Genomic DNA, 22,508 nt, shown 5'->3' on the forward strand with positions numbered 1-22,508 from the left:
AAGCAATCCAGTGTCCCGCGCGCTGCCCTGGATTGCTTCGCTACGCTCGCAATGACGACATCAGCCGAGGAGGGAGACCATCTCCGCCTCCGCCCGCACCCACGCCAGCCCGCTCTCCGCCAGCCACGCCGGATCGTGATACGTACAGCCATAGCGATCGCCGCCGTCGCACAGCAGCGTCACGATGCTCCCGCGCTCGCCACGCGCCGCCATCTCGCGGATCAGCTGGGCGCACGCCCACAGGTTCGTCCCCGTCGACCCGCCGACGCGCCGCCCCAGCACCTGCCCCAGCGCGCGCATCGCGCCGATGCTTTCGCCGTCCTCGACCGCGATCATCCGGTCGATCACCCCGGGCACGAAGCTCGGCTCGACCCGCGGTCGCCCGATCCCCTCGATTCGCGACGCGCATCGCTCGGGCAACGCCACCGCCGCACGATCCGCATAATGGCGGTGGAAGATCGAGTTGACCGGATCGGCCACGCACAAGCGTGTCGCATGCCGGCGATAGCGGATGAAGCGCCCGATCGTCGCCGAGGTGCCACCGGTCCCCGCGCCGCAGACGATCCACGCCGGGACCGCATGCTCCTCCTCGGCCATCTGCGCGAAGATGCTCTCGGCAATATTGTTGTTGCCGCGCCAGTCGGTTGCGCGCTCGGCATAGGTGAACTGATCGAGATAATGCCCGCCGGTCTCGCGCGCGAGCCGCTGCGCGACGTCATAGACGCTGCGCGGATCGTCGACCGCATGGATCTCGCCGCCGTGGAAGCGGATCGCGTCGAGCTTGGGCGCGGCGGTCGCCGCGGGCACGACCGCGATGAAGCGCAGCCCCAGCATCTTCGCAAAATAGGCCTCACTGACCGCCGTCGACCCCGACGACGCCTCGATCACGCACGTGTCCGGCCCGATCCATTCGTTGCACAAGGCGTAGAGGAACAGCGAGCGTGCCAGCCGGTGCTTCAGGCTGCCGGTCGGGTGGCTGCTCTCGTCCTTCAGGTACAGCTGGATGCCGTCGTGATGCGGCAGATCGACCTGGATCAGATGCGTGTCGGCGCTGCGGTTGTAGTCCGCCTCGATCCGCCGGATCGCCTCCGCCAGCCAGTCGCGCGTCATTCGGCGGCGACGAAGCTGTTGATCGAGCGATCCTTTCTCACCCGGGTCCCGTCGAAGATCGTCCCGTTCATCGCGATCCATACGCCCGGGCCGGCGACCTGCGCGGTGGCGAAGGCCATGCCGAGGTTGAACGTCGCGTCGCTGTCCGCGAACCGCGCGGGCGCCAGCGCGCCGACCAGCACGATCGTCTTGTCGGTCTTGCCGGCCAGCACCCGGGCGGTGTCGGTCATCGTATCGGTGCCATGTGTAATGACGATCCGTGACTCATCCGCGTCCAAAATAGCCCCCAAGATGAGCGCCCGGTCGTCATCGGTGAGCTCCAGACTGTCCTTCCGGAGCAATTCGTGCACCCGAAACGGCAAAGCGACGCGCGCGGTCTTGAGCAGACGGTCGACCACGCTGTCGCCGATCTGATATTCGCTGAGCGCGTCGAAATAGAGTTTGTCGATCGTCCCGCCGGTGGTGAGGATCAGCACGCTCACTGCGCGTCCTCCAGCAAGCCGTGACGGACCAGCATCGCAACCGGATCGGCGTCACGCCCGCGGAACGAGCGGAAGCTCTCCGCCGCCGGCCGCGTCGCGCCGCGGGACAACACTTCCTCACGCAGCGCGGTGCCGGTGGCGCGATTGACCAGCCCGTTCTCGGCGAATCGGCCGAACCCGTCGGCCGCCAGCACCTCCGCCCACAAATAGCTGTAATAGCCCGAGGCATAGCCGCCCGCGAAGATGTGGCTGAACGCGTGCGGGAAGCGATGCCATGCGGGCGGGCGCAGCACCGACACCTCGTCGCGCACCGCCTCGATCACCTCCATCGGGTCGCTGCCGATCGTGCCGAGGTGGAGCAGCAGATCGAACAGCGCGAATTCGAGCTGGCGGACGATGAACATCCCCGACTGGAAGCGCCGCGCCGCGACCATGCGGTCGAACAATTCGGGTGGCAGCGGCGCGCCGCTTTCGTAATGGCCCGACATCGCGGTCAGCACCGCGCGGTCCCAGGCGAAATCCTCCATCAACTGGCTCGGCAGCTCGACCGCGTCCCACTCGAACCCGCTCGTCCCCGCGATCGACGGCCGGTCGACGCGCGTGAACAGATGGTGAAGGCAATGGCCGGTCTCGTGGAGCAACGTCACCACGTCACTGTGGCTGAGCAGCGACGGCTGCCCGTCTCCCTTCGGCGCGAAATTGCAGACCAGATAGGCGACCGGCACCCGCACGTTGTTACCGTCGCGCAAGCGCGGCCGGGCCTGCGCCATCCACGCGCCGCCGCGCTTGCCGGGGCGCGCATGGAGGTCGAGATACAGACCGGCGAACACCTCGCCGCTGTCGTCCGCGACGTCGTAATAATGCGCGTCGGGGTGGTAGAGCGGCACGTCGTCACGCCGGGTCAGCCGCAGCCCGAACAATTGCCCGAGCAGCGCCTGCCAGCCCGCGGTGACGCGCTCGACCGGGAAGTAACCGCGCACCTGCTGCTCATCGACCGCATAGCGCGCGTGCCGCAGCCGGTTGGCGGCGAACCCCGCATCCCACGACTGAAGGTCGGCGATGCCGAGTTCCCCGGCCGCAAAGGCGCGCAACGCATCGAGGTCGCGCTGCGCCGCCGGCTTCGCGCGCTGGCCGAGGTCGCGCAGGAAGGCGAGCACCTCGCCCGCGTTCGGCGCCATCTTGGTTTCCAGCGACAGCGCGACCGGATCGGTGAAGCCGAGCAGCGCCGCCGCCTCGCGTCGCAGCTCCAGGATACGCGCAATCCGCGGGCCATTGTCGTGCGTGCCCGCGTTCGGCCCCTGATCCGAGGCACGCGTACCATAAGCGCGATACACGTCGGCGCGCAGGTCGCGATCCTCGGCGAAGGTCAGCACCGCATTGACGCTCGGCTGCTGGAGCGTGACCAGCCAGCCGCCCAGCTCCTTGGCTTGCGCGGCGGCGGCAAACATCGCCTTGTCGGGCGCGGAGATCCCCGCGAGCCGCGCCTCGTCGGTGATATGGCAGGTCCAGGCATCGGTGGCGTCGAGCACCGCACTGCCGAACTCGGTCGACAGCGCCGACAGCTCGACCGAGACCGCCGCAAACCGCTCGCGCTCGGCATCGTCGAGCGCGACGCCCGCCAGCCGGAAGTCGCGAATCGCATGTTCCACGGCGACGCGGTCGGCCTGCGGCAGCGTCGCGAACTCCTGCGATGCCTCCAGCGCGGTCAGCACCTCGTACAGGTCACGGTTCTGCGCCACCGCCATGAAATGCTGGACCAGTTTCTCCTGCCCGGCGCCGTGCGCGGCGCGCAGCTCGGGCGTGTCCGCGACCCCGCGCAGATGCGACACCGCCGACCACAAGGCATCCACCCCCGCCTCGGCGCGTTCGAGCGGCAGCCACGCCTGCTCGAAACTGGTCGGCCGGTCGCGCGTGACGATCTCGACCGCCTCGGCATGGCGCGCGATCGCGGCGTCGAGCGTCGGGGCAATCGCTTCCGGGGTCAGCGCGGCGAAATCGGGAAGGACGAGCGGGTCGAGCAGCGTATCGGTCATGCGCGCCGATGTAGCGATCCGCTGGCGGAAGGGGAACCACCCGCCCACCGATCACCGTCGTCCCTGCGCAGGCAGGGACCCATGTCTGTGTCGTGCCTCGGCGCGTCTGACACAGTGACAACGACCGTGTGTCAGATGATCCGCGACACGATACAGACATAGGCCCCTGCCTCCGCAGGGGCGACGCGTGAGGGCGATCGGTGTCCGCAACGGAGGCGCTACGTCAGCTTCTACCGCCTCCCCTCGTCGCCGGGATGACGAGGCGAGATCAAAGATCAATCCTCGCTGATGAGGCTGTTGCGCCCGGTATCGCGCATCCGCAGGTACACCAGCAGCGAAATGCCGATCATCACCGTGACATACCAGTAGAAGCCCTGCTCCCAGCCATGGCTCTTGAAGGTGAGCGCGACATATTCGGCCGTCCCGCCGAACAATGTGTTGGCCAGCGCATAGGGCAGCGCGACGCCCAAAGCGCGGATATGTGCGGGGAACAGCTCCGCCTTCACCACCGCGTTGATCGACGTATAGCCGGTGACGATGATCAGCGACGCCATCACCAGCAGCCCGGCGACGAGCGGGTTTCGCGTCGCCTCCAGCGCCGAGAAGATCGGATAGGTGAACAGCACCCCCGCGACCCCGAACGCGACCATCAGCGGCTTTCGCCCGATCCGGTCCGACAGCCCGCCTGCGACCGGCTGGAGCAGCATAAAGACGAACAGGGTGACGGCGTTGATCTGCGTCGCGACTTCCTTGGAGAAGCCCGAGGTGTTGACCAGGAACTTCTGCATGTAGATCGAGTAAGCGTAGAAGGCGAGCGTGCCCCCCGCGGTCAGCAGCATCACCAAAGCGGTCTCGCGCGGATGGTTCTTCAGCAGCGTGCCGAAACCCGATTTGGGCGCAGCTTTGGCATGGGCGTTCTTGAAGCTCTGCGTCTCGGCCAGCCCGCGCCGCAGATAGAAGACGACCACCGCGAGGAACGCGCCGACCACGAACGGGATACGCCAGCCCCACGCCTCCAGCTCGGCCCTGGGCATCACCGATTGCAGGATCAGCAGCACCATGATCGCCAGCAACTGGCCGGAGATCAGCGTGACATACTGGAATGCCGAGTAGAAGCCGCGCCGGTCCTTGCCCGCCATCTCCGACAGATAGGTCGCGCTCGCCCCATATTCGCCGCCGACCGACAGCCCCTGCATCAACCGCGCGAGCACCAGCAGCGCTGGCGCGGCGAGCCCGATCGTCTCATACCCCGGCGTACAGGCGATGATCAGCGACCCCGCGCACATCAGCGTCACCGACAGCGTCAGCCCGGCCTTGCGCCCCTTGCGATCGGCATAGATGCCCATGATCCACGCGCCGATCGGCCGCATGACGAAGCCGACCGCGAACACCGCCGCGGCGCTGAGCAATTGTGCGGTCTGGTCGCCGGAGGGAAAGAAGTGCGGCGCGAAATACAGCGTGAACGCCGAATAGACGTACCAATCGAACCATTCGACCAGATTGCCGGTCGATCCTCCGATAATGGATTTCAGTCGATTGTCGGTATCCGGCGTTCCCGCCATCGCATCTCTCCCGTTATTGATCAGAACCGGAAACTGACCCAGCCGGCCAGGAAATCCGAGTTCTTGAAGCCGGCGTTCGCCAGTGCGTCCTTGACCATCATATGCTCATAGCGCCCCGTCAGCGAGACGCGCGGGGTCAGCGCCCACACCGCCTGCATGCGGATCAGGTTGGCGATATGCTTGCCGGCGACGTTCTGCGTATTGGCGAACGCCGCGCCCGACGCGCGATACACCGCCTCGTTCTCGTTGGGACGATAGGCCATCGTATATTCGCCGGTGACGCGCAGGTTCTTGACCGGCTGCACCGTGACGTTGGGCGAGATCGCGAGCAGGTTGGTCGGGGTCAGGAACAATTGGTAGCTGTAATAGATGTTGTTGCCGTACAGCCCGCTGCTCGTGCGCAGGTCACCCTGCCCGCTCGCCCCGCCGCCGCCGCTGCCGTAATCGACATGGACGCCGATGCGCGGTGCGCTCGCCGACTTGCCGACCCGCCACGTCTGGGCGAGGAACGCCTGCCACGCATCGATCTTGCGGTCGTTGAAGTCGCCACCCTGATGATTGATCGTCCAGTCGATCGTCGCGCGATCGACGTCACCATACAGGTGCAGGCCGTAAAACATTCGCTCCTCGCGCGCGGTCTGGCGTCCCCATGCCGCGGCGCGGGTACGCAGCCGCCAGACGAACGGGTCGAAGAACAGCTTCGACGTGCCGAGGAAATCGGCGGGAAGCGCATAGCCGAACGTCACGCCACTGAACCGACGCGACCCGTCGGTACGGTCGTCGCTCAGCCCCTCGCGCCCGTAATTGACGTAGCGCAGGTCGAACACGTCGGCGCGGACGCGCTTGCCGCGCACATAGCCACGCACGCCATCGAGCACGAAGTGCAGCGTCGGATCGTCACGGACCGAGGTCAGCAGGTTCGGACCATCCGAGAATTCCTGTCGGCCGCCGCGCACGCCGACCTCTGCGCCGGCGATCCGGCCCCGTACCTCACCGAACCCCTGCTGCAGCGTCAGCTGGTTGGTGATGTTCGCCGCCGGGGTGCCGATGTTGACTCCGCTGACACCGGCATGCGCCAGCTCGCCGTAGAAGCGGACATGCTCGCCCAGATGCAGATCGGCACCGACGAACACGCGGTTACGATCCTGCCGCTGCGCCTCACGGTCGCGCAGGTCCGGGTTGGTGGTTTCCTGCACGCGGAAGCGGAACTCGCCCGACAGCGTCAGATAGACGTCGCCATTGGTGGTCAGGGGCAGGAACTTGAGCCGGTCGAGCGGATCGTCGCGCTTCGCCGGGTCACGCATCGAGCGCCAGTCCTCGGCCCAGCGCGAGACATTGTACTTGCCCGAAACGGTGCCCTCGCCATTGCCGATCGCCGGATAGCCGACCACCGACGGCGTCGCGGGGGACTCCTTGGTGCCGGTGACCTGGGGGGCGGCGGCGGGATCGGCGAGCGCAGGAGTCGCGAGCAGCGCAGTGGCGCCGAGCAGCAGCGTGCGAACGGTCACGCCATGCGTCACCTTCGCCTCTGCGCGGTTGAAAAAGCTGTACATTCGGTCCTCTCTCGCCGTGTTCCTCGGCTTGTGCACAGCATGCCGTGCACAGGCGCGATTGCAAAAATCAGCGAGGCCGTATGCTAAAAACATGAAAACACTCGTAAGTTTCTGGAAAGGTTAAGATGGATCAAGACGCCGCGGGCGAAATCCCGCGTGACTTCATGCACGACGTTGCAATATCCTGCACGCATGTCGCGCATGCGTCTTCCCCTTCGGCTGCTGGTGCCGCTGGCGGTGATCGCGGCAGCGACGCTCTTCTATCTCGCCGTGGCGCCGTGGACCGCCGGGCGCGCGCGCGACGAAGCCCGGGCCACCGCGCTCGGCACCGCGCGGCAACAGGCGCGCCTGCTCGACAGTGAGCTGAACAAATACCGGCTCCTGCCGATCGTTCTCAGCGAATACAGCGACTTGCGCGATGCGCTCTCCGGCGGCACCAGCGCCGATGCCGCGCGCCGGCTCGACCGCAAGCTCGCTCCGCTGGCGGAGCGCACCGGCGCTGCGGTGATCTACGCGATCGATGCACGCGGCATGACCGTCGCCGCCTCGAACGCCGCGCGCGCCGACAGCTTCGTCGGCCACGACTATCGCTTCCGCCCCTATTACAGGCTGGCGATGCGCGACGGCAGCGCCGAATATTTCGCGCTCGGCAACGTCAGCGGGCGGCCCGGACTGTTCCTCAGCCGCCGCATCGACGGACCCGGCGGTCCGACCGGCGTGGTGGTGGTGAAGGTGGAGTTCGACGCGGTGACGCGCGCGTGGAGCAACGATCCCGGCACGACGCTGCTGGTCGACGGGCACGGCATCGTGCTCGCCACCACCGATCCGCGCGAGGCGCTGCGCACGCTACGCCCGCTCTCCCCGGCGACGCGCGCGGCGGTGCAGGCCAGCGGCCAGTTCGGATCGGCCCCGCTGCCGCTCACTTATGTCCGCCCCGGCACTGATCCGACGCGACTCACGATCGCGACCCCGCTCGATGTTCCCGGCTGGCAGTTGGTGCGCGTCGTGCCGATCGCCCGCGCACTGCGTGAGGCAGCGGGGCTGGCGCGGCTCGCCACCGCCACCTTCGCGCTGGTGCTGCTGCTGCTCGCGGCGCTGCTCGCGTGGCGCACCACCCGGCAGGCACGCGCCGCGACGGTACGCGCGCAGTTGCAGGCGGCGGTGACCGAGCGCACCGCCGAACTGAGCGCCGAGATGGAGCGCCGCGCCGACGCCGACCAGCGCTTCCGCGCCGCACGCGAGGAACTGGCGCAGGCCAATCGCCTCGCCTCGCTGGGGTCGATCACCGCCGGACTGGCGCATGAGATCAACCAGCCGGTCGCGACGATCCGCACGCTCGCCGAAAACGCGCAGCACCATCTCGCCGCCGGACGGAACGATCGCGTCGGCGCGACGCTGGAGAGCGCGGTCGCCCTGACCGCGCGGATCGGGTCGATCACGCAGGAGATGCGGCGCTTCGCACGGCGCGGCAGCGGGCGCGTCGAGCCGGTCGCGCTCGACGAGGTGCTCGACGGCACCCTGTTGCTGGTCGGCGATCGCCTGCGTGGCGCGAACGTGGCGGTCGACTGGCCCGCGCGCGGCCAGCCGGCGGTGATCGCCGGGCGGGTGCGGCTGGAGCAGGTGCTCGTCAACCTGCTCAACAATGCGGTCGACGCGGTGGCGGGGCGCGATGATCCGCGCATCGCCTTGCTGGTGGAGGAACAGGAGACATGCGTGACGCTGATCGTGGCCGATAACGGCGGCGGGATCGACCCGGCACTGGGGGAGGAGGTGTTCAGCCCGTTCGTCACCGGCAAGCCCGACGGGCTCGGCCTGGGGCTCGGCATCGCGCGCGATATCATGGCGCAATTCGACGGTGCGCTGCGGATCGTGCCCTCGCCGCTCGGCGGCGCGGCGTTCATGGCATCGGTGAAGCGCGCATGAGCGATACGCCCACCGGCGCGATGCGCGTGCTGTTGATCGACGATGACGATGGCCTGCGCACCGCGCTCGCCGACAGTTTCGAGATCGCCGGGATCGAGGTCGAGCCATTCGCCGACGCGCGCGCCGCGCTGGCGCAGCTCGGTGCCGACTTCCCCGGCGTGGTGGTCAGCGACATCCGGATGCCGCGCATGGACGGCCATGCGCTCGCCGAGGCGGTCGCGGCGCGCGACCCCGAACTGCCGGTGATCCTGATGACCGGCCACGGCGACATCGCCACCGCCGTCGCCGCGCTCAGGAAGGGCGCATGGGACTTCATCGCCAAGCCGTTCGCCGCCGACCATCTGATCGCCAGCGTCCGCCGCGCGCTCGACGTGCGGCGGCTGGTGCTCGAAAACCGCCGGCTGCGCATCGCCGCCGCCGAGGCCGAGACGCATTATCCGCTGATCGGCGAGACGCCGGTGATGGTGCGGCTGCGCGAGACGATCCGGCAATTGGCCGATGTCGATGTCGACGTGCTGATCGAGGGCGAGACCGGCACCGGCAAGGAGTTGGTCGCGCTGCTGCTCCATCGCTGGAGCCACCGCCGCACGCGCCAGTTCGTCGCGGTCGATTGCGCGGCGCTGCCCGATGCGATCGCCGACGAGGCGTTGTTCGGCAACCGCACCCACGCCGGGCGGATCGCCGACGCCGATCGCGGGACATTGTTTCTCGACGAGATCGACAGCATGTCCCCGGCGCTGCAGGGCAAGTTGCTGCGCGTCGTCGAGGAGCGCGAATTGCCGCAGCCCGGCGCAGCGCCGCGCGTCGTTAACCTCCGCGTCGTCGCCGCCGCCAAGACCGACCTTGCCGCCGCCGCGAGCGAAGGCCGCTTTCGTGCCGATCTGCTCTACCGGCTGGAAACCGTCCGGCTGCGTATCCCGCCCTTGCGCGAGCGGCGCGCTGACGTGCCGTTGCTGTTCGCTTATTTTCTCGGGGAGGCGGCGGAGCGGTTCGGACGCGAGCGGCCGATGATCGACGCGGCGGTCGAGGCGCGGCTGGTCAGCGACGATTGGGCGGGCAACGTCCGCGAGTTGCGCAACTTCGCCGCGCGCGTCGTGCTCGGCATCGATGGCGGGGCGGCGCACGCGTCGGACCAATTGCCGCTGTCAGAGCGCGTCGACCGTTTCGAGGCGGCGGCGATCCGCGCCACGCTGGAGCGGGTGCGCGGCGATGTCGGGGCGGCGGCCGCGGAGTTGCAGTTACCGCGCCGCAGCCTGTACGACCGGATGCAGCGCCACGGCATCGAGCCCGCGACGTTCCGCCCGACCGCTCGCCAGCCCGAGTAAAGCGTATGTTATTCCGTTTCCTGGCCATTCTGCTGGCGCTCGTCGCGCTGCCGGCCGCCGCCGCGCCGAGTCTGCTCGAGGTGGACCAACGGCTGGCGGCGATCGCGTGGCGGCTGACCACCGCCAACGCGCCCTTGTGCCGCGAGCAGCAACCGGTGATCGGCGCGACGCTCCACGCCGCCGACCAATATCCGACCGAGTTGCGCAGCGCCTTCGCCGCACCGGTCGCGGTCGAGCTGGTCGTGCCGGGCGCACCCGCCGCGCAGGCCGGAATACTCGCCAACGACGGCGTCACTGCAATCGACGCGCAACCGCTCCCGCCCGCGACCACCGGCGCGGCGATGACCAGCGCGACTCGCGACGCGGCGCAGGCGCGGATCGCGGCGTTGCCGGTCGCCGCGCCGATCGCGCTAACGCTGCGCCGCGACGGGGCGGTGCGACAGGTGACGGTGCAGCCTCGCGCCGGCTGTCGCGTCGAATTCGAGGTGCTGACCGGCGGCAAGCTCGGCGCTTCGTCGGACGGCCACGTCGTGCAGGTCGGCGGCGCGTTGTTCGAGCGCTTCGGCGACGATCAGATCGCGGTCGTCGTCGCGCACGAACTGGCGCACGCGATCCTCCGCCACCGCGTGCGGCTGGAGGCGGCCGGGGTCAAATGGGGGCTGCTCTCTGAATTCGGCCGCAACGCGCGGCTGTTCCGCCAGACCGAGACCGAGGCCGATCTGCTCGGCGCCTATTTGCTCCGCAACGCCGGCTGGGACCCGCAGCTCGCGGTACGCTTCTGGCGCGAATATGGCAGCAAGATCGACGGCGGCATGTTCCACAGCCGCACCCACCCCTCGGCGAAGGATCGTGCGGCCGCGATCGAGCGCGAGCTGGCGACGATGCCGGCCGATGCGGCGGTGCCGTACCAGCCGCCGCTGTTGGCCAGGCGGGATGAGAACCTGCAGTAACGAACCCGTCATCCCGGGCTTGACCCGGGATCCCGCTTCTTCGTCCTCAACCCGCGACCAAAAGCAGGACCCCGGATCAAGTCCGGGGTGACGAACCTAGACCCGTCATTGCGAGCGTAGCGAAGCAATCCAGTGCCGGACCACGACGCCCTGAATTGCTTCGCTACGCTCGCAACGACGGCATTGGGTCCGGCAACACTCACGCCGCCGCATGCAACCTGAGCCGGTCGCAGATCTCGACCGACGCGTCGGTCCACTCGCGCATCAACGCCTTGCTGTGCGCCGGCCCGGGCGTGAAGCGCAGCCGCTCGGCACCACGCGGTACGGTGGGACAGTTGATCGTCCAAACACCGCGAGCCCACCTGATCAAGTCCGGGGAAGCGGAGAATCTGGAACGTCGCGACGCGCGCTGGAGCGGCCGGGCATCGAAAGAACAGTATTTCACGCGGAGGCGCGGAGGACGCAGAGCTGCATCGCTCGATACCGCCTGAACATCATCTCGATCGGTGAGTGGATCGGACGCCGGATGCCGCAATCGCAACACCTCCGCGCCCTCTGCGCCCTCTGCGCCTCCGCGCGCGAAACCCTTCTTCTCTAAACTCTCACGAACGAACGAACCGACCGACCGTCAGCCAGACCGCAACCCTCACGCCGCCGCGCGCAGCTCCAGCCGGTCCCAGATCTCGACCAAAGCATCGACCAGCTCGCGCATCATTGCCTCGCTATGCGCCGGCCCCGGCGTGAAGCGCAGCCGCTCCGCGCCGCGCGGCACGGTCGGATAATTGATCGGCTGCACGTACACGCCATATTCGGCGAGCAGGATGTCGCTGATCTTCTTGGCCTTCACCGGGTCGCCGACCATCACCGGCACGATATGCGTCTCGCCTGCCATCACCGGCAGCCCGGCGTCGCGCAGCATCGCCTTCAGCGTCGCCGCCGCCGCCTGCTGCCCGTCGCGCTCGGCGCTCGACTGCTTCAGGTGCCGCACGCTCGCCAGCACGCCCGCGACCAGCACCGGCGACAGCGAGGTCGTGAAGATGAACCCGGGCGCATAGGAGCGGATCACGTCGACGATCGTGCGATCGGCCGCGATATACCCGCCCATCACCCCGAACGCCTTGCCCAGCGTCCCCTCGATGATCGTCAGCCGGTGCGCGACGCCATCACGCTCCGAAATCCCGCCGCCGCGCGCGCCGTACATGCCGACCGCATGGACCTCGTCGAGATAGGTCAGAGCGTTATACTTGTCGGCCAGGTCGCAGATCGCCGCGATCGGCGCGACGTCGCCTTCCATCGAATAGACGCTCTCGAAGGCGATCAGCTTCGGCGCCGCGGCGTCGTCGGCTGCGAGCAATTCCTCGAGATGCGCGATGTCATTGTGCCGGAACACGCGCTTCTCGCACCCCGAATTGCGGATCCCCGCGATCATCGAGGCGTGATTCATCTCGTCCGAATAGATGATGCAGCCCGGCAGCACCTTGGCGAGCGTCGACAGCGTCGCCTCGTTCGAGACATAGCCCGAGGTGAACAGCAACGCCGCCTGCTTGCCGTGCAGATCGGCCAGCTCACCTTCGAGGTCGACGTGATAATGCGTGTTGCCGCCGATGTTGCGCGTGCCGCCCGAGCCTGCGCCGACGTCGTGGAGCGCCTCCTCCATCGCCGCGATCACCTTCGGGTGCTGGCCCATCGCGAGATAGTCGTTCGAGCACCAGACCGTAATCGGCTTCGGCCCGTTATGCCCCGCAAAGCACCGCGCGTTCGGGAACATGCCCTTGTTACGCAGGATGTCGATGAACACGCGATACCGGCCTTCGGCATGAAGCCGGTCGATCGCCTGGGTGAACACACGCGAATAATCGACGCCGCGCGCTTCGATGCTCTCCGTCTTCATGGCGCCCGCGATTACTCCCTCCAACCGGCATTGGCCAGCGCAGAACCGCACTCTCACTAATCGAAAAGGGTGGACAAATTGCCCTACCCCCACACTTTCGCGCCTATAGCGCCTCGACCCGCGCGAAGCCGAGCGCCGCCGCCAGCCGCCGCTCGGCCTCACCCAGCCGCGTGAACACCAGCACATCCTCCGCCTGCTCCGGCCATGCCTGCCCGCCGGTCAGATGCACGATCCGCCGCGCGATCCCCGGTCCGCCGTCGACGAACCGCACCCCCGCCGGTGCGACTGCCGCCATCTCCGCCTCCAGCAGCGGGAAGTGGGTGCAGGCATTGACGATCACGTCGATCGCCGCCCCGCCCGGCTGCGCCAACAGCCCGTCCAGCTCGCGCGCCAGCGCCGCCGGATCGGGTGGCGTCCCCGCCAGCTTCGCCTCCGCGATCTCCACCAGCGCCGCCGAGCCATAGCGCAGCACCGTGCAATCGCTCGCGAACCGCGCCGCCAGATCGTCGACATAGGGCTGACGCACCGTCGCCGCGGTCCCCAGCACGCCGATCACCCGCGACCGGCTCATCGCCGCCGCCGGCTTGATCGCGGGCACGGTACCGACCACCCCGACGTCGAGCGCGGCGCGCACCGCCGCCAGCGCGATCGTCGACGCGGTGTTGCACGCGATCACCACCAGCCGCGGCCGATAGCGCTCGACCAGCCGCCCCAGCAGCGCCGGCACCCGCGCCGCGATCTCCGCCTCGCTCCGCGTGCCGTAGGGGAAGCCGGCCGAATCGGCGGCGTAGACGATCGGCGCGCGCGGCAGCAGCGCGCGCGTCGGCGCGACCACCGACAATCCGCCGACGCCGGAATCGAAGAACAGGATCGGTGCCGATTCAATCACAGCGCTACCTAGTCCGGATCGATTCGCCAGGGCAACGCTGCCGGTGGCGTACCCGAAATGTTTCGGCTAAAGCTCGCGGTCGAGGGGGACTGGACACTGCCGACCGAGATCATCTGGATACCGCCGGCCGCAGCCTTGCTGATCGGCTATCTGCTTGGCGCGATCCCGTTCGGAATCGTGCTGACGCGGATGACGGGCGCGGGCGACCTGCGGCAGATCGGGTCAGGCAATATCGGTGCCACCAACGTGCTGCGCACCGGTCGCAAGGGGCTGGCGGCGGCGACGTTGCTGCTCGACCTTGCCAAGGGCCTGTGCGCAGTGCTGCTGATCGGGTGGCTGTGGCCGGGCGAACAGCCGCTCGCGGCGGCGGGCGCACTGATCGGCCATTGCTATCCGGTCTGGCTCCGCTTCCGCGGTGGCAAGGGCGTCGCGACGCTGATGGGCGTCGCGCTCGGGCTCGGCTGGCCGCTCGGGCTGGTGTTCGCGACCCTGTGGCTCGGGCTGCTGGCCGCGACGCGCGTCTCGTCGCTCGCCGGGATGGCGGCGGCGATCAGCACCCCGGTCACCGCCGCGATCCTCGGCGACTTCGATCTGGTGCCCTTGCTGCTCGCGCTGGCGGCGATCGTGCTGTGGAAGCATCGCGCCAATATCGCGCGGCTGGTCGACGGCACCGAGCCGCGCATCGGCGGCGACAAGGGTGCAACGGCGGAGGTGGCGGGCGAGGACGCCGGTGGATGACACGACCGCACGGCTGCGGTTGATCCGCACGCCGTCGATCGGGCCGGTCAGCTACCGACAATTGCTGGCGCGATTCGGCAGCGCGGCGGCGGCGCTCGACGCGCTCCCCGATCTGGCACGACGCGGCGGGGGCCGTGTCCCCGCGCCCCCGCCGGTCGCGGCGGTCGAGCGCGAGCGACAGCTTGTCGCGCAACTCGGCGCGCGACTGCTGTTCCTCGGCGACCCCGAATACCCTGCGCTGCTCGCCGAGATCGACAACGCCCCGGCGGTGCTCACCGTGCGCGGCGACCTGTCGCTGGTGCGGCGCACCCCGGTGGCGCTGGTCGGTGCACGCAACGCCTCGGCCGCGGCGTGCCGCTTCGCGCGCGGACTGGCGCAGGACCTCGCCGCCGACGGCGCAAGCGTCGTCTCCGGGCTGGCGCGCGGGATCGACACCGCCGCGCACGAGGGGGCAGGCACAGCGACGATTGCAGTGATCGCGGGCGGGATCGACATCGCCTACCCGCCCGAGAACGAAGCGCTTCAGGAGCGGATCGCGACGCAGGCGCTGCTGATCGCCGAAATGCCGCCGGGCACCGAGCCGCGCGCGCGCCACTTCCCGCACCGCAACCGCATCATCGCCGGGCTGACGCTCGGCACCGTCGTGGTCGAGGCCGCGCCGCAATCGGGATCGCTCATCACCGCGCGACTGGCGGGCGAGCAGGGGCGCGAGGTGATGGCGGTGCCCGGCCATCCCTCCGATCCGCGCGCGCAGGGCTGCAACGCCTTGATTCGCGACGGCGCGACGCTGATCCAGAACGCTGCGGACGTGCTAGAACAGCTCCGCCCGATCGACGCTCGTGCCGCCGTACGCACCCCGGCGAGTGGCTGGGGCGCCCCGCCCCCCGAGGACGCCAGCGATGCGGAGCGCGCACGCATCGACATGCTGCTCGGCCCGGTGCCGGTCGCGGTCGACGAACTGGTGCGCCAGTCCGGCTGCGCCCCGGCGGTGGTGCAGATGGTGCTGCTGGAACTCGAACTCGCCGGCCGCCTTGAACGCCACGCCGGTGGCCGGGTGAGCCTTTGCTGAGCGACAATCCTGCGCGGCGCAGCAGGTCGCATGGGAGATTGGTTCACGCAGAGGCGCGTAGACGCGGAGGAGCCCCGTGCGCAGCAGCGCACCCTCTTATCAACCTGGCTGTGATGGAAGGCCGCTTTTGCGGCCGACGCAACACCTCCGCGTCTCCGCGCCTCCGCGTGAACCCCTTCTTCGCTCGACACTGCCCGGCGGCTTCGCCTCCACCCACCCGCTGCCCCNCCAGGATCAAACTCTCAAGTTTGATGCTCGGTTAAAGGGCAGCGGAATAACCACCCCAAAACCGCTCACTTCAAGGAGCCGTTCCTGCACAATTTCACGTATGGAAAACGTAAAAAAGACACATGAAACGACTTAACTTCTGACGAACCCTCACACACCTTGAATGTGCAAGACCCGCAGAGCCGCCGCCCACATGTCCCTTCATCTTACCTACAATGTCAAAGAGCGGCAAAAGCCGGCACCACCCTCTCACTACCTTCAGGTAGCAGAGGCCAGTGCCACATCTCGCTGTCACCGCTGCGATCCCAAACCGGAAGGTCCAGTCCGCCGCTGCGGTGACACCCATCTAGGGGGCTCGATCGGATGCGTAAAGCCCTTTTTACGGATTCTTTCAAAAAAGTGGAACGAGGCGGCGTGCCGGGCTTTGTAGGCGCCTCCATCGCCACTTTTAGGCTGAGGCTTCGCTTTTGACGGCGGGCGGCCGATTTCTGCGACTGCGCTTCGGTGTTTGACCCGGCGGGGCTCGCCACGCCGCTGAAGTCTCGACCTCCGCTACTCGCGCGTCTGGCGCTCGGAGCCGTACCCGTGGGTTTCCGCTAGACAGTCAACTTTGCTGGCATGATCCGTTGCCGATGATCGTCGCCGCAGAAACGCCAACGCCGCCAGTGCGACGAACCTCCTTCAGCCGCGTGGCAACGTGATCGTCACCCTTAGTCCTGGCACCGTGTCGCCGAGCGCCAGTTCGCCGCCGTGCAATCGTGCGACAGCTGCCGCTAGCGAAAGGCCTAACCCCGCTCCGCCCCCCTGCCGCGCCTCGTCGAGCCGACCAAATCGGCGGAGTGCCTCCTCGCGCCGCGCGACTGGTATGCCGACGCCCCGATCGGCGACCGCGATCGCCACCGCCAATTCCTGCACCTGCAAGGCGAGCGTGATCGACCCTTCTCCGTATTTCAGCGAATTGTCGATGATGTTGCCCAGCGCCTGCGCCAGCAGCTCGCGGTGCACCGGCACGACGCACGGGCCCGGCGCCTCTACCGACAAGCTACGTCCCTGATCCTCCGCAAGCGGTGCGTACATCTCGGCGATGCCGTCCAGCTCGGCAGCAAGATCGGTCGCGGTGAAATGCTCGCGCCCGATCCCCGCCTCGGCGCGCGTGATACTCAGCGCGGTCTGCACCAGCGCGAACAACCGGTCTGCCTCGGCAAGCGCGCGGTCGAGCGCCTCGACCGCGGCGGGCTCGCGCACCTGCCCGCCCGCCCTTTCAAGCACTGCGCGCATGCGCGTCAACGGTGACTTGAGATCGTGCGCAAGCCCGTCGGTCGCCATGCGCAACTCGCCCATCAACGTCTCAACCCGCTCCAAGGCGCCATTGATCGCTACGCCGAGCGTCGCCAGCGCGTCGCGCGAGCCGTCGGCGGGCACCCGCGCGCCGAGATCGCCGGCCGCGACCGCGTTCAGTGCCGCAAGCGGCTCCTCGAGACGGGCGACGATAGTGCGCGCTGCGATCCACGCCGCCAGCGCCGCGAAGATCAACGCCAACGGCAGCGCCACTCCGCTCACCTGCTCCAACATCCGCATCGCCCGCACCTCGCCAGCCACGATTGTCCCGACCAGCAAGCGCTCACCGGTCGGCAGGCGCAACGCCTCGACATGCATCGGTTCGGCGGTGTTCAATCCACTACGATAGAGCGTCACCTCGGTCGCGCGACCATCGCGCACCACGCTCGGCGGCCAGGCATCGAGATTGCCGCCGATCCAGGCGCCGTTTCGGTCGACGAGCAGCAATACCGTGCCCGGCGTCACCAGCCGCCCGGTTCGCAGCGCCACCTCGCGCCGGACCCCCGCCGCGCCGCCTGCGGCGTAACTCGCGCGCAAATCGTCGCGCAGCACCGCCACGGTGCGCTGCGCATCGGTCTGCAACTGCCGGCGCACCGCAATGCCGATCGTCACGATCAGCGCTGCGGCGCTGACCAGCTGCAGCAGGAAGACCAGCGCGGCAAAGCGAAAGGTGGCGGAGCGCAGCATCGCGACCGGGCGGCGTCAGGGGTCGAGCCCGAGGCGATATCCGGCCCCGCGCACCGTATGCAGCAAGGGCCGATCGAATCCCTCGTCCACCTTTTTGCGCAGCCGGCTGAGGTGCACGTCGATGACATTGGTGCCGGGATCAAAATGATAGTCCCAGACGCCTTCCAGCAACATCGTGCGCGTCACCACCTGATCGACATGGCGCAGCATGAATTCCAGCAGCCGGAATTCGCGCGGCTGAAGGTCAATCGCCTTGCCTGCGCGCTTCGTCCGCCGCGCGAGCAGGTCCATTTCCAGTTCGCCGCAACGCAGCACCGTCTCCACCGCTTTGGCCGCGCCGCCGCGTCGGATCAGCAGCCGGATGCGCGCCAGCAGCTCGACGAATGCAAATGGTTTGGTCAGATAATCGTCAGCGCCATGGGTCAGCCCGTGGATGCGGTCGTCCGCTGCACCGAGCGCCGACAGCACGATCACCGGCGTTTCGATCCCGGCGGCGCGTACCGCCGCGAGCACCCCCATGCCGTCGATCCCCGGCAACATCCGGTCGAGCACGACGCAATCATAACCGCCGTCGGTGGCATGGAACAAACCGTCACGGCCATTCGCGGCGCGATCGACGACGAAGCCTTCTTCGGTCAGGCCGCGCGCGATGAAATCGGCGGTGGCATCGTCATCCTCGATCAGCAGGACCTTGTTGGCCACGCCCGTCTCCCCCGCCTGCGTCCAGATGCAGGTCGACCTCTCTCTTGCCGCGGCGGACGCGAATGTCGAGGCTTTGCCCGAGGAAAGCGTGATCGGCGGTCTCGACGTCGGGAACGGGCGCGCCACCGACCGCCTCGATCACGTCACCCACCAGCAGGCCGCCACGCCGCGCGGCGCCGGTGGCACGAACGCTGTTGACCACCACCGATTCGCCGCCGAGCGGCGCAAACGTCGCACCGATCCGCTCGCTGCCGCGCAGTCCCGCGCTGTGCATGCCAAGCGCGCGCGACCAGAACAACCCGCCGATCAGCGCGGCCAGGATCACGAACAGCGCCAGCAGTCCGATCGTACGGACATCGGGGTCGGCGCCGATCGTGAACCCGTCGCGTGCACGCTGCTGCCGGGGCGGCATGGTTGACATGGCAAGAACCTCCATTTTCACCCCGTAACCGATTGGGACTTGACGCAAGATGAGCCGATCATGACCGATCGGTCATGATCGTGGATGACCGAAACGTAATCTGCTCATCACGCTATCTCCATTGATCGCGATCTATATCGGCCATGTTCGGGTGTATCGCCCGTCGGGAGTTGATTCGTGATCCTGATGATCGTCGCTGCCGCGACCATGGGCAGGCGTTAAGCCATGGCCCAGCCCATTTTTTTCGACCCGACCGGCCGGCGCAGCCGCCTGTCGAAACGCGTGGTCGCCGCCTTGTTGGTGGCGATCGTCATCAGCGCGGCAGTCTTCGCTCTCACGCTGATCCGTGTGCCGCGCGGGCGCGATCTCGCGCTCCCGCTGCCACAGCCGCGCGCGGCGGCCTTGCGGATGGAGAAGTCGCTGGGTGGCGGTATCGCCGGGTGGCTGCCGCATCGTCCGGCAGCCGCCGATCCGCATTCCCCATTGTCGATCGGCTTCTACGTCCCCGGCGACGACGCCAGCATCGCCTCGCTGCGCCGCCACAGTGCGAGCCTCGACTGGGTCGTACCGGCCACGATCAGTGTATTCGGCCCAGCCCACCAGGTGCAGGTCGAACCCGACCCGGCGTTCGACCAGATGATCGGAGCGATGAAACACGCGCCCAAGGTGCTGCCGATGGTCCAGAATTTCGGCAACAGCGATTGGGATGGTGCCGGCGCCGCGGCGCTGCTCCACGACCCGCGCGCGGCCGACAGCTTTGCGCGCCGGCTCGGCCGCTATGTCGCGATCCGGCATCGCGCCGGGCTGGTCATGGACTTCGAAACGCTGCCCGCGGCGTCAATGGGCGATTACCAGCGCTTTCTCCGGCAGCTGCGCGCGGCGATGCCCAAGGGCGCGCAACTGGCAGTCACCGTTCCGGCGGAGGATGATGCCTGGCCGCTGGCCGCGCTGGCGCGCGTCTCCGACCGGCTGATCTTCATGGCCTATGACCAGCATTGGGAGGGCGGCACACCCGGCCCGATCGCGGGTCAGACATGGTTCGTCGATCAGGTCGCCAAGGCGATCCGCACGGTCGGCCGCGAGAAACTGGTCGTCGCGCTCGGGAGCTATGCCTATGACTGGCATGGCGACGACACCGACGCGCTGTCGATCGAGGATGCCTGGCTTGCCGCGCACGACAGCCAGGCGCCGGTCAGCTTCGACCGAAATGCCGGAAACGCCGGTTTCGCCTATGACGAAGGCGACCATCGCCACACGATCTGGATGCTCGACGCTGCGACCAGCTGGAACCAGCTCGTTGCGCTCAAGCACCTCGGCATCGACGATGTCGCGCTGTGGCGGCTGGGCAGCGAAGACCCCGGCATCTGGAGCGATCTCACCGCCTGGCGCACCGGCGGGAAGCCGGACCTTTCCTCGCCGCGGGCGTTGCTGAACGCCGATGTCGAGGGCAGCGGCGAGATCCTGCGGATTACCGCCACCCCGACGCCCGGCGTGCGGCAGGTGACGCACAATCGCAACGGTATGATCACCGACGAACATTACGCTGCCTTGCCGACGCCGTTCGTCGTGCGGCGGACGGGCGCGCAGAACCCGAAGCTGCTGGCGCTCACCTTCGACGACGGCCCGGATCCGACGTGGACACCGAAGATCCTGAAGGAGCTTGAGCAGGCGGGCGTCCCCGGCACCTTCTTCGTCATCGGGCAGAACGCGCTGGAGGAGCCCGGCCTGCTCAACCGGATCATCGCGGACGGCGGCGAGATCGGTAATCACACCTACAGCCATCCCAATCTGGCCGCCGTGTCGGACGGGCAGGCGCAGCTGGAGATCAACACGACGCAGCGGCTTGTCGAAGCTTATACGGGCCGGCGCATGACGCTGTTCCGCGCGCCTTATTTCGGCGACGCGGAGCCGACGACCACCGACGAACTCGGGCCGGCGTTGATCGCGCAGAATCTCGGCTACACCGTCACCGGGCTGCACGTCGACCCGGACGATTGGGCGCGACCCGGCACCGAGACCGTCGTCGAGCAGGTGCTCGATCAGGTGCACAACGCCACGCCTGTAAGCTCGGGTAACATCATCCTCCTCCACGACGGTGGCGGAGATCGATCGGAAACGGTCGCGGCGCTGCCCCGGATCATCGATACGCTGAAAGGCGAAGGCTATCGCTTCGTCACCGTCTCGCAGCTGGCGGGGCTCAATCAGGCGCAGGCGATGCCGAAGGTCGAAGGCCGCGATCTGGTCGCGGTTCGCGCCGACGTCGCGATGTTCGTCGTGCTCGCCGGCGTCGTCGCGCTGATCGGCTGGCTGTCGTATCTGGCGATCGGGCTTGGGATGGCCCGCGCGGTGCTGATGGCCGCACTCGCCTGGGTGCAGAGCCGCCGCCGCCGCGGCGAGCCGCCGGTCTATCGTCCGACCGTCTCGGTCATCATCCCGGCGTATAATGAGGAACGGGTGATCGCCAGCTCGGTCGCTCGCGTGCTGTCCAGCGATTATCCCGACCTGCAAGTCATCGTCGCCGATGACGGGTCGCGCGATGGCACGAGCGCCGCTGTCTCGACGGCGTTCGCCGATGAGCCGCGCGTCACGCTGCTGACCCTCCAGAACGGCGGCAAGGCCGCGGCGTTGAACCGCGCCCTGCTTCAGGCGACGGGCGAGGTCGTGATCGCGCTCGATGCCGATACGCAGTTCGAGGCCGAGACGATCACCCGTCTCGTCCGCTGGTTCGCCGATCCGCGGATCGGGGCAGTCGCGGGCGACGCGCGGGTCGGCAACCGCGTGAACCTCGTTACACGCTGGCAGGCGATCGAATATATCACCGCGCAGAACCTTGAGCGACGCGCGCTCGCCGGGTTCGATGCGATGACGGTCGTCCCCGGCGCGGTCGGCGCATGGCGGCGCGCCGCGCTCGATGCCGTGGGCGGCTATCCCGAAGACACGCTGGCCGAGGATCAGGACCTGACGATCGCCATCCAGCGCGCCGGCTGGCGCGTCACCTACGATCCGCGCGCGGTCGCATGGACCGAGGCGCCCGAGACGTTCCGCGCGCTCGCCAAGCAGCGCTATCGCTGGGCGTTCGGGACGCTGCAATGCCTGTGGAAGCACCGGGCAATCCTGCGCAAGCGCAAGCCGTCGGGCCTCGCGCTGGTCGGTCTGCCGCAGGCGTGGCTGTTCCAGATCCTGTTCGCTGCCATATCGCCGCTGATCGACCTGACGTTGGTGCTGTCGATCGTCGGCACTGCGCTGCGTGTCCACCAGCACGGCTGGGCGCAGACCAGTGGCGATATCAGCAAGATGGGGCTGTACTGGATCGCCTTTACCGCGGTCGAGGTGGTGTGCGGCTGGGTGGCCTACCGCCTCGACGGGCGGAAGGAGCGCTACCCAGCGGTGCTGCTAATCGCGCAGCGGCTCGTTTACCGCCAGATCATGTACGGCGTGGTAATCCGCGCGATCTCCTCGGCGGTGCGGGGGATGGTGGTCGGCTGGGGCAAGCTGGAACGCACCGGGCGCGTTGCGGCGCCCGCGGAATGACCCGCCGATCGTCACTCCGGCGCGGGCACCGGGGTGACGATCCGCTGCGCCATCCCGCCATGTCGTGGATTGCGGT

General features: G+C 68.2%; 16 protein-coding genes and 1 pseudogene. 6 read left to right on the forward strand and 11 right to left on the reverse strand.

Annotated features, from left to right (window positions below; genetic code table 11):
- Window positions 1-60: 60 nt before the first annotated feature.
- From BACI71_RS12625 to BACI71_RS12645, 5 genes are all read right to left on the reverse strand, one after another.
- A complete protein-coding gene (locus tag BACI71_RS12625; protein WP_159759129.1) occupies window positions 61-1,110 on the reverse strand; it encodes a PLP-dependent cysteine synthase family protein in 1,050 nt (349 codons plus the stop codon).
- Window positions 1,107-1,592, reverse strand: coding sequence for an asparaginase domain-containing protein (locus tag BACI71_RS12630; RefSeq protein WP_159759131.1), 486 nt, complete (start codon window positions 1,590-1,592; stop codon window positions 1,107-1,109). Before BACI71_RS12630 ends, BACI71_RS12625 begins: the two co-directional genes overlap by 4 nt.
- Window positions 1,589-3,625 (reverse strand): M3 family metallopeptidase, encoded by a 2,037-nt coding sequence (locus tag BACI71_RS12635; RefSeq protein WP_201297367.1) that lies wholly within the window; start codon window positions 3,623-3,625, stop codon window positions 1,589-1,591. Before BACI71_RS12635 ends, BACI71_RS12630 begins: the two co-directional genes overlap by 4 nt.
- 275 nt (window positions 3,626-3,900) lie before the next feature.
- Complete coding sequence (locus BACI71_RS12640; protein ID WP_159759133.1) at window positions 3,901-5,187, reverse strand: MFS transporter; 1,287 nt, start codon at window positions 5,185-5,187, stop codon at window positions 3,901-3,903.
- A 20-nt stretch (window positions 5,188-5,207) separates the two neighbouring features.
- A complete protein-coding gene (locus BACI71_RS12645; RefSeq protein WP_159759135.1) occupies window positions 5,208-6,740 on the reverse strand; it encodes an alginate export family protein in 1,533 nt (510 codons plus the stop codon).
- A gap of 201 nt (window positions 6,741-6,941) precedes the next feature.
- On the opposite strand from BACI71_RS12645, the gene BACI71_RS12650 reads away from it, so the two are divergent.
- The 3 genes from BACI71_RS12650 to BACI71_RS12660 are packed head-to-tail and all read left to right on the forward strand — an operon-like array spanning window position 6,942 to window position 10,938.
- Complete coding sequence (locus tag BACI71_RS12650) at window positions 6,942-8,663, forward strand: sensor histidine kinase (protein ID WP_159759137.1); 1,722 nt, start codon at window positions 6,942-6,944, stop codon at window positions 8,661-8,663.
- Window positions 8,660-9,988: a sigma-54-dependent transcriptional regulator gene (locus BACI71_RS12655; RefSeq protein ID WP_159759139.1), complete on the forward strand. Its 1,329-nt coding sequence runs from the start codon at window positions 8,660-8,662 to the stop codon at window positions 9,986-9,988. The genes BACI71_RS12650 and BACI71_RS12655 overlap by 4 nt, the downstream gene beginning before the upstream one ends.
- Window positions 9,989-9,993: 5 nt before the next feature.
- The gene (locus BACI71_RS12660; protein WP_159759141.1) at window positions 9,994-10,938 is read left to right on the forward strand and encodes a M48 family metallopeptidase; all 945 of its coding nucleotides are present in this window, start codon (window positions 9,994-9,996) and stop codon (window positions 10,936-10,938) included.
- 199 nt (window positions 10,939-11,137) lie between these two features.
- Here the strand turns inward: BACI71_RS12660 and BACI71_RS17975 are convergent.
- The 3 genes and pseudogenes from BACI71_RS17975 to murI form a co-directional block, all read right to left on the reverse strand.
- A pseudogene (locus tag BACI71_RS17975) lies at window positions 11,138-11,287 on the reverse strand (5-aminolevulinate synthase); the annotation flags it as partial.
- 297 nt (window positions 11,288-11,584) lie between these two features.
- On the reverse strand, window positions 11,585-12,829 hold the full coding sequence (hemA, locus tag BACI71_RS12665; RefSeq protein WP_159759143.1) for a 5-aminolevulinate synthase: 1,245 nt from the start codon (window positions 12,827-12,829) through the stop codon (window positions 11,585-11,587).
- A gap of 103 nt (window positions 12,830-12,932) precedes the next feature.
- Window positions 12,933-13,718, reverse strand: a complete 786-nt coding sequence (gene murI / locus BACI71_RS12670) for a glutamate racemase (protein ID WP_159759145.1) — start codon at window positions 13,716-13,718, stop codon at window positions 12,933-12,935.
- Window positions 13,719-13,775: 57 nt separating this feature from the next.
- On the opposite strand from murI, the gene plsY reads away from it, so the two are divergent.
- Both plsY and dprA read left to right on the forward strand, forming a co-directional pair.
- Window positions 13,776-14,456: a glycerol-3-phosphate 1-O-acyltransferase PlsY gene (plsY, locus tag BACI71_RS12675; protein WP_159759147.1), complete on the forward strand. Its 681-nt coding sequence runs from the start codon at window positions 13,776-13,778 to the stop codon at window positions 14,454-14,456.
- Window positions 14,449-15,525 carry a DNA-processing protein DprA gene (dprA, locus tag BACI71_RS12680; RefSeq protein ID WP_159759149.1) on the forward strand — a complete coding sequence of 359 codons (1,077 nt, stop codon included), beginning with the start codon at window positions 14,449-14,451 and terminating at the stop codon, window positions 15,523-15,525. Before plsY ends, dprA begins: the two co-directional genes overlap by 8 nt.
- 909 nt (window positions 15,526-16,434) lie before the next feature.
- Here the strand turns inward: dprA and BACI71_RS12685 are convergent.
- The 3 genes from BACI71_RS12685 to BACI71_RS12695 are packed head-to-tail and all read right to left on the reverse strand — an operon-like array spanning window position 16,435 to window position 18,901.
- Complete coding sequence (locus tag BACI71_RS12685) at window positions 16,435-17,778, reverse strand: sensor histidine kinase (protein ID WP_159759152.1); 1,344 nt, start codon at window positions 17,776-17,778, stop codon at window positions 16,435-16,437.
- 15 nt (window positions 17,779-17,793) lie between these two features.
- A complete protein-coding gene (locus BACI71_RS12690) occupies window positions 17,794-18,480 on the reverse strand; it encodes a winged helix-turn-helix domain-containing protein (RefSeq protein ID WP_159759154.1) in 687 nt (228 codons plus the stop codon).
- Window positions 18,449-18,901, reverse strand: a complete 453-nt coding sequence (locus BACI71_RS12695) for a PDZ domain-containing protein (protein ID WP_159759156.1) — start codon at window positions 18,899-18,901, stop codon at window positions 18,449-18,451. Before BACI71_RS12695 ends, BACI71_RS12690 begins: the two co-directional genes overlap by 32 nt.
- Window positions 18,902-19,126: 225 nt before the next feature.
- On the opposite strand from BACI71_RS12695, the gene BACI71_RS12700 reads away from it, so the two are divergent.
- Window positions 19,127-22,432, forward strand: a complete 3,306-nt coding sequence (locus BACI71_RS12700; protein ID WP_159759158.1) for a glycosyltransferase — start codon at window positions 19,127-19,129, stop codon at window positions 22,430-22,432.
- The last annotated feature ends 76 nt before the right edge of the window (window positions 22,433-22,508 follow it).

The organism is Sphingomonas sp. 8AM, from assembly GCF_902506455.1.
In the GTDB taxonomy this organism is placed as follows: Bacteria; Pseudomonadota; Alphaproteobacteria; order Sphingomonadales; family Sphingomonadaceae; genus Sphingomonas.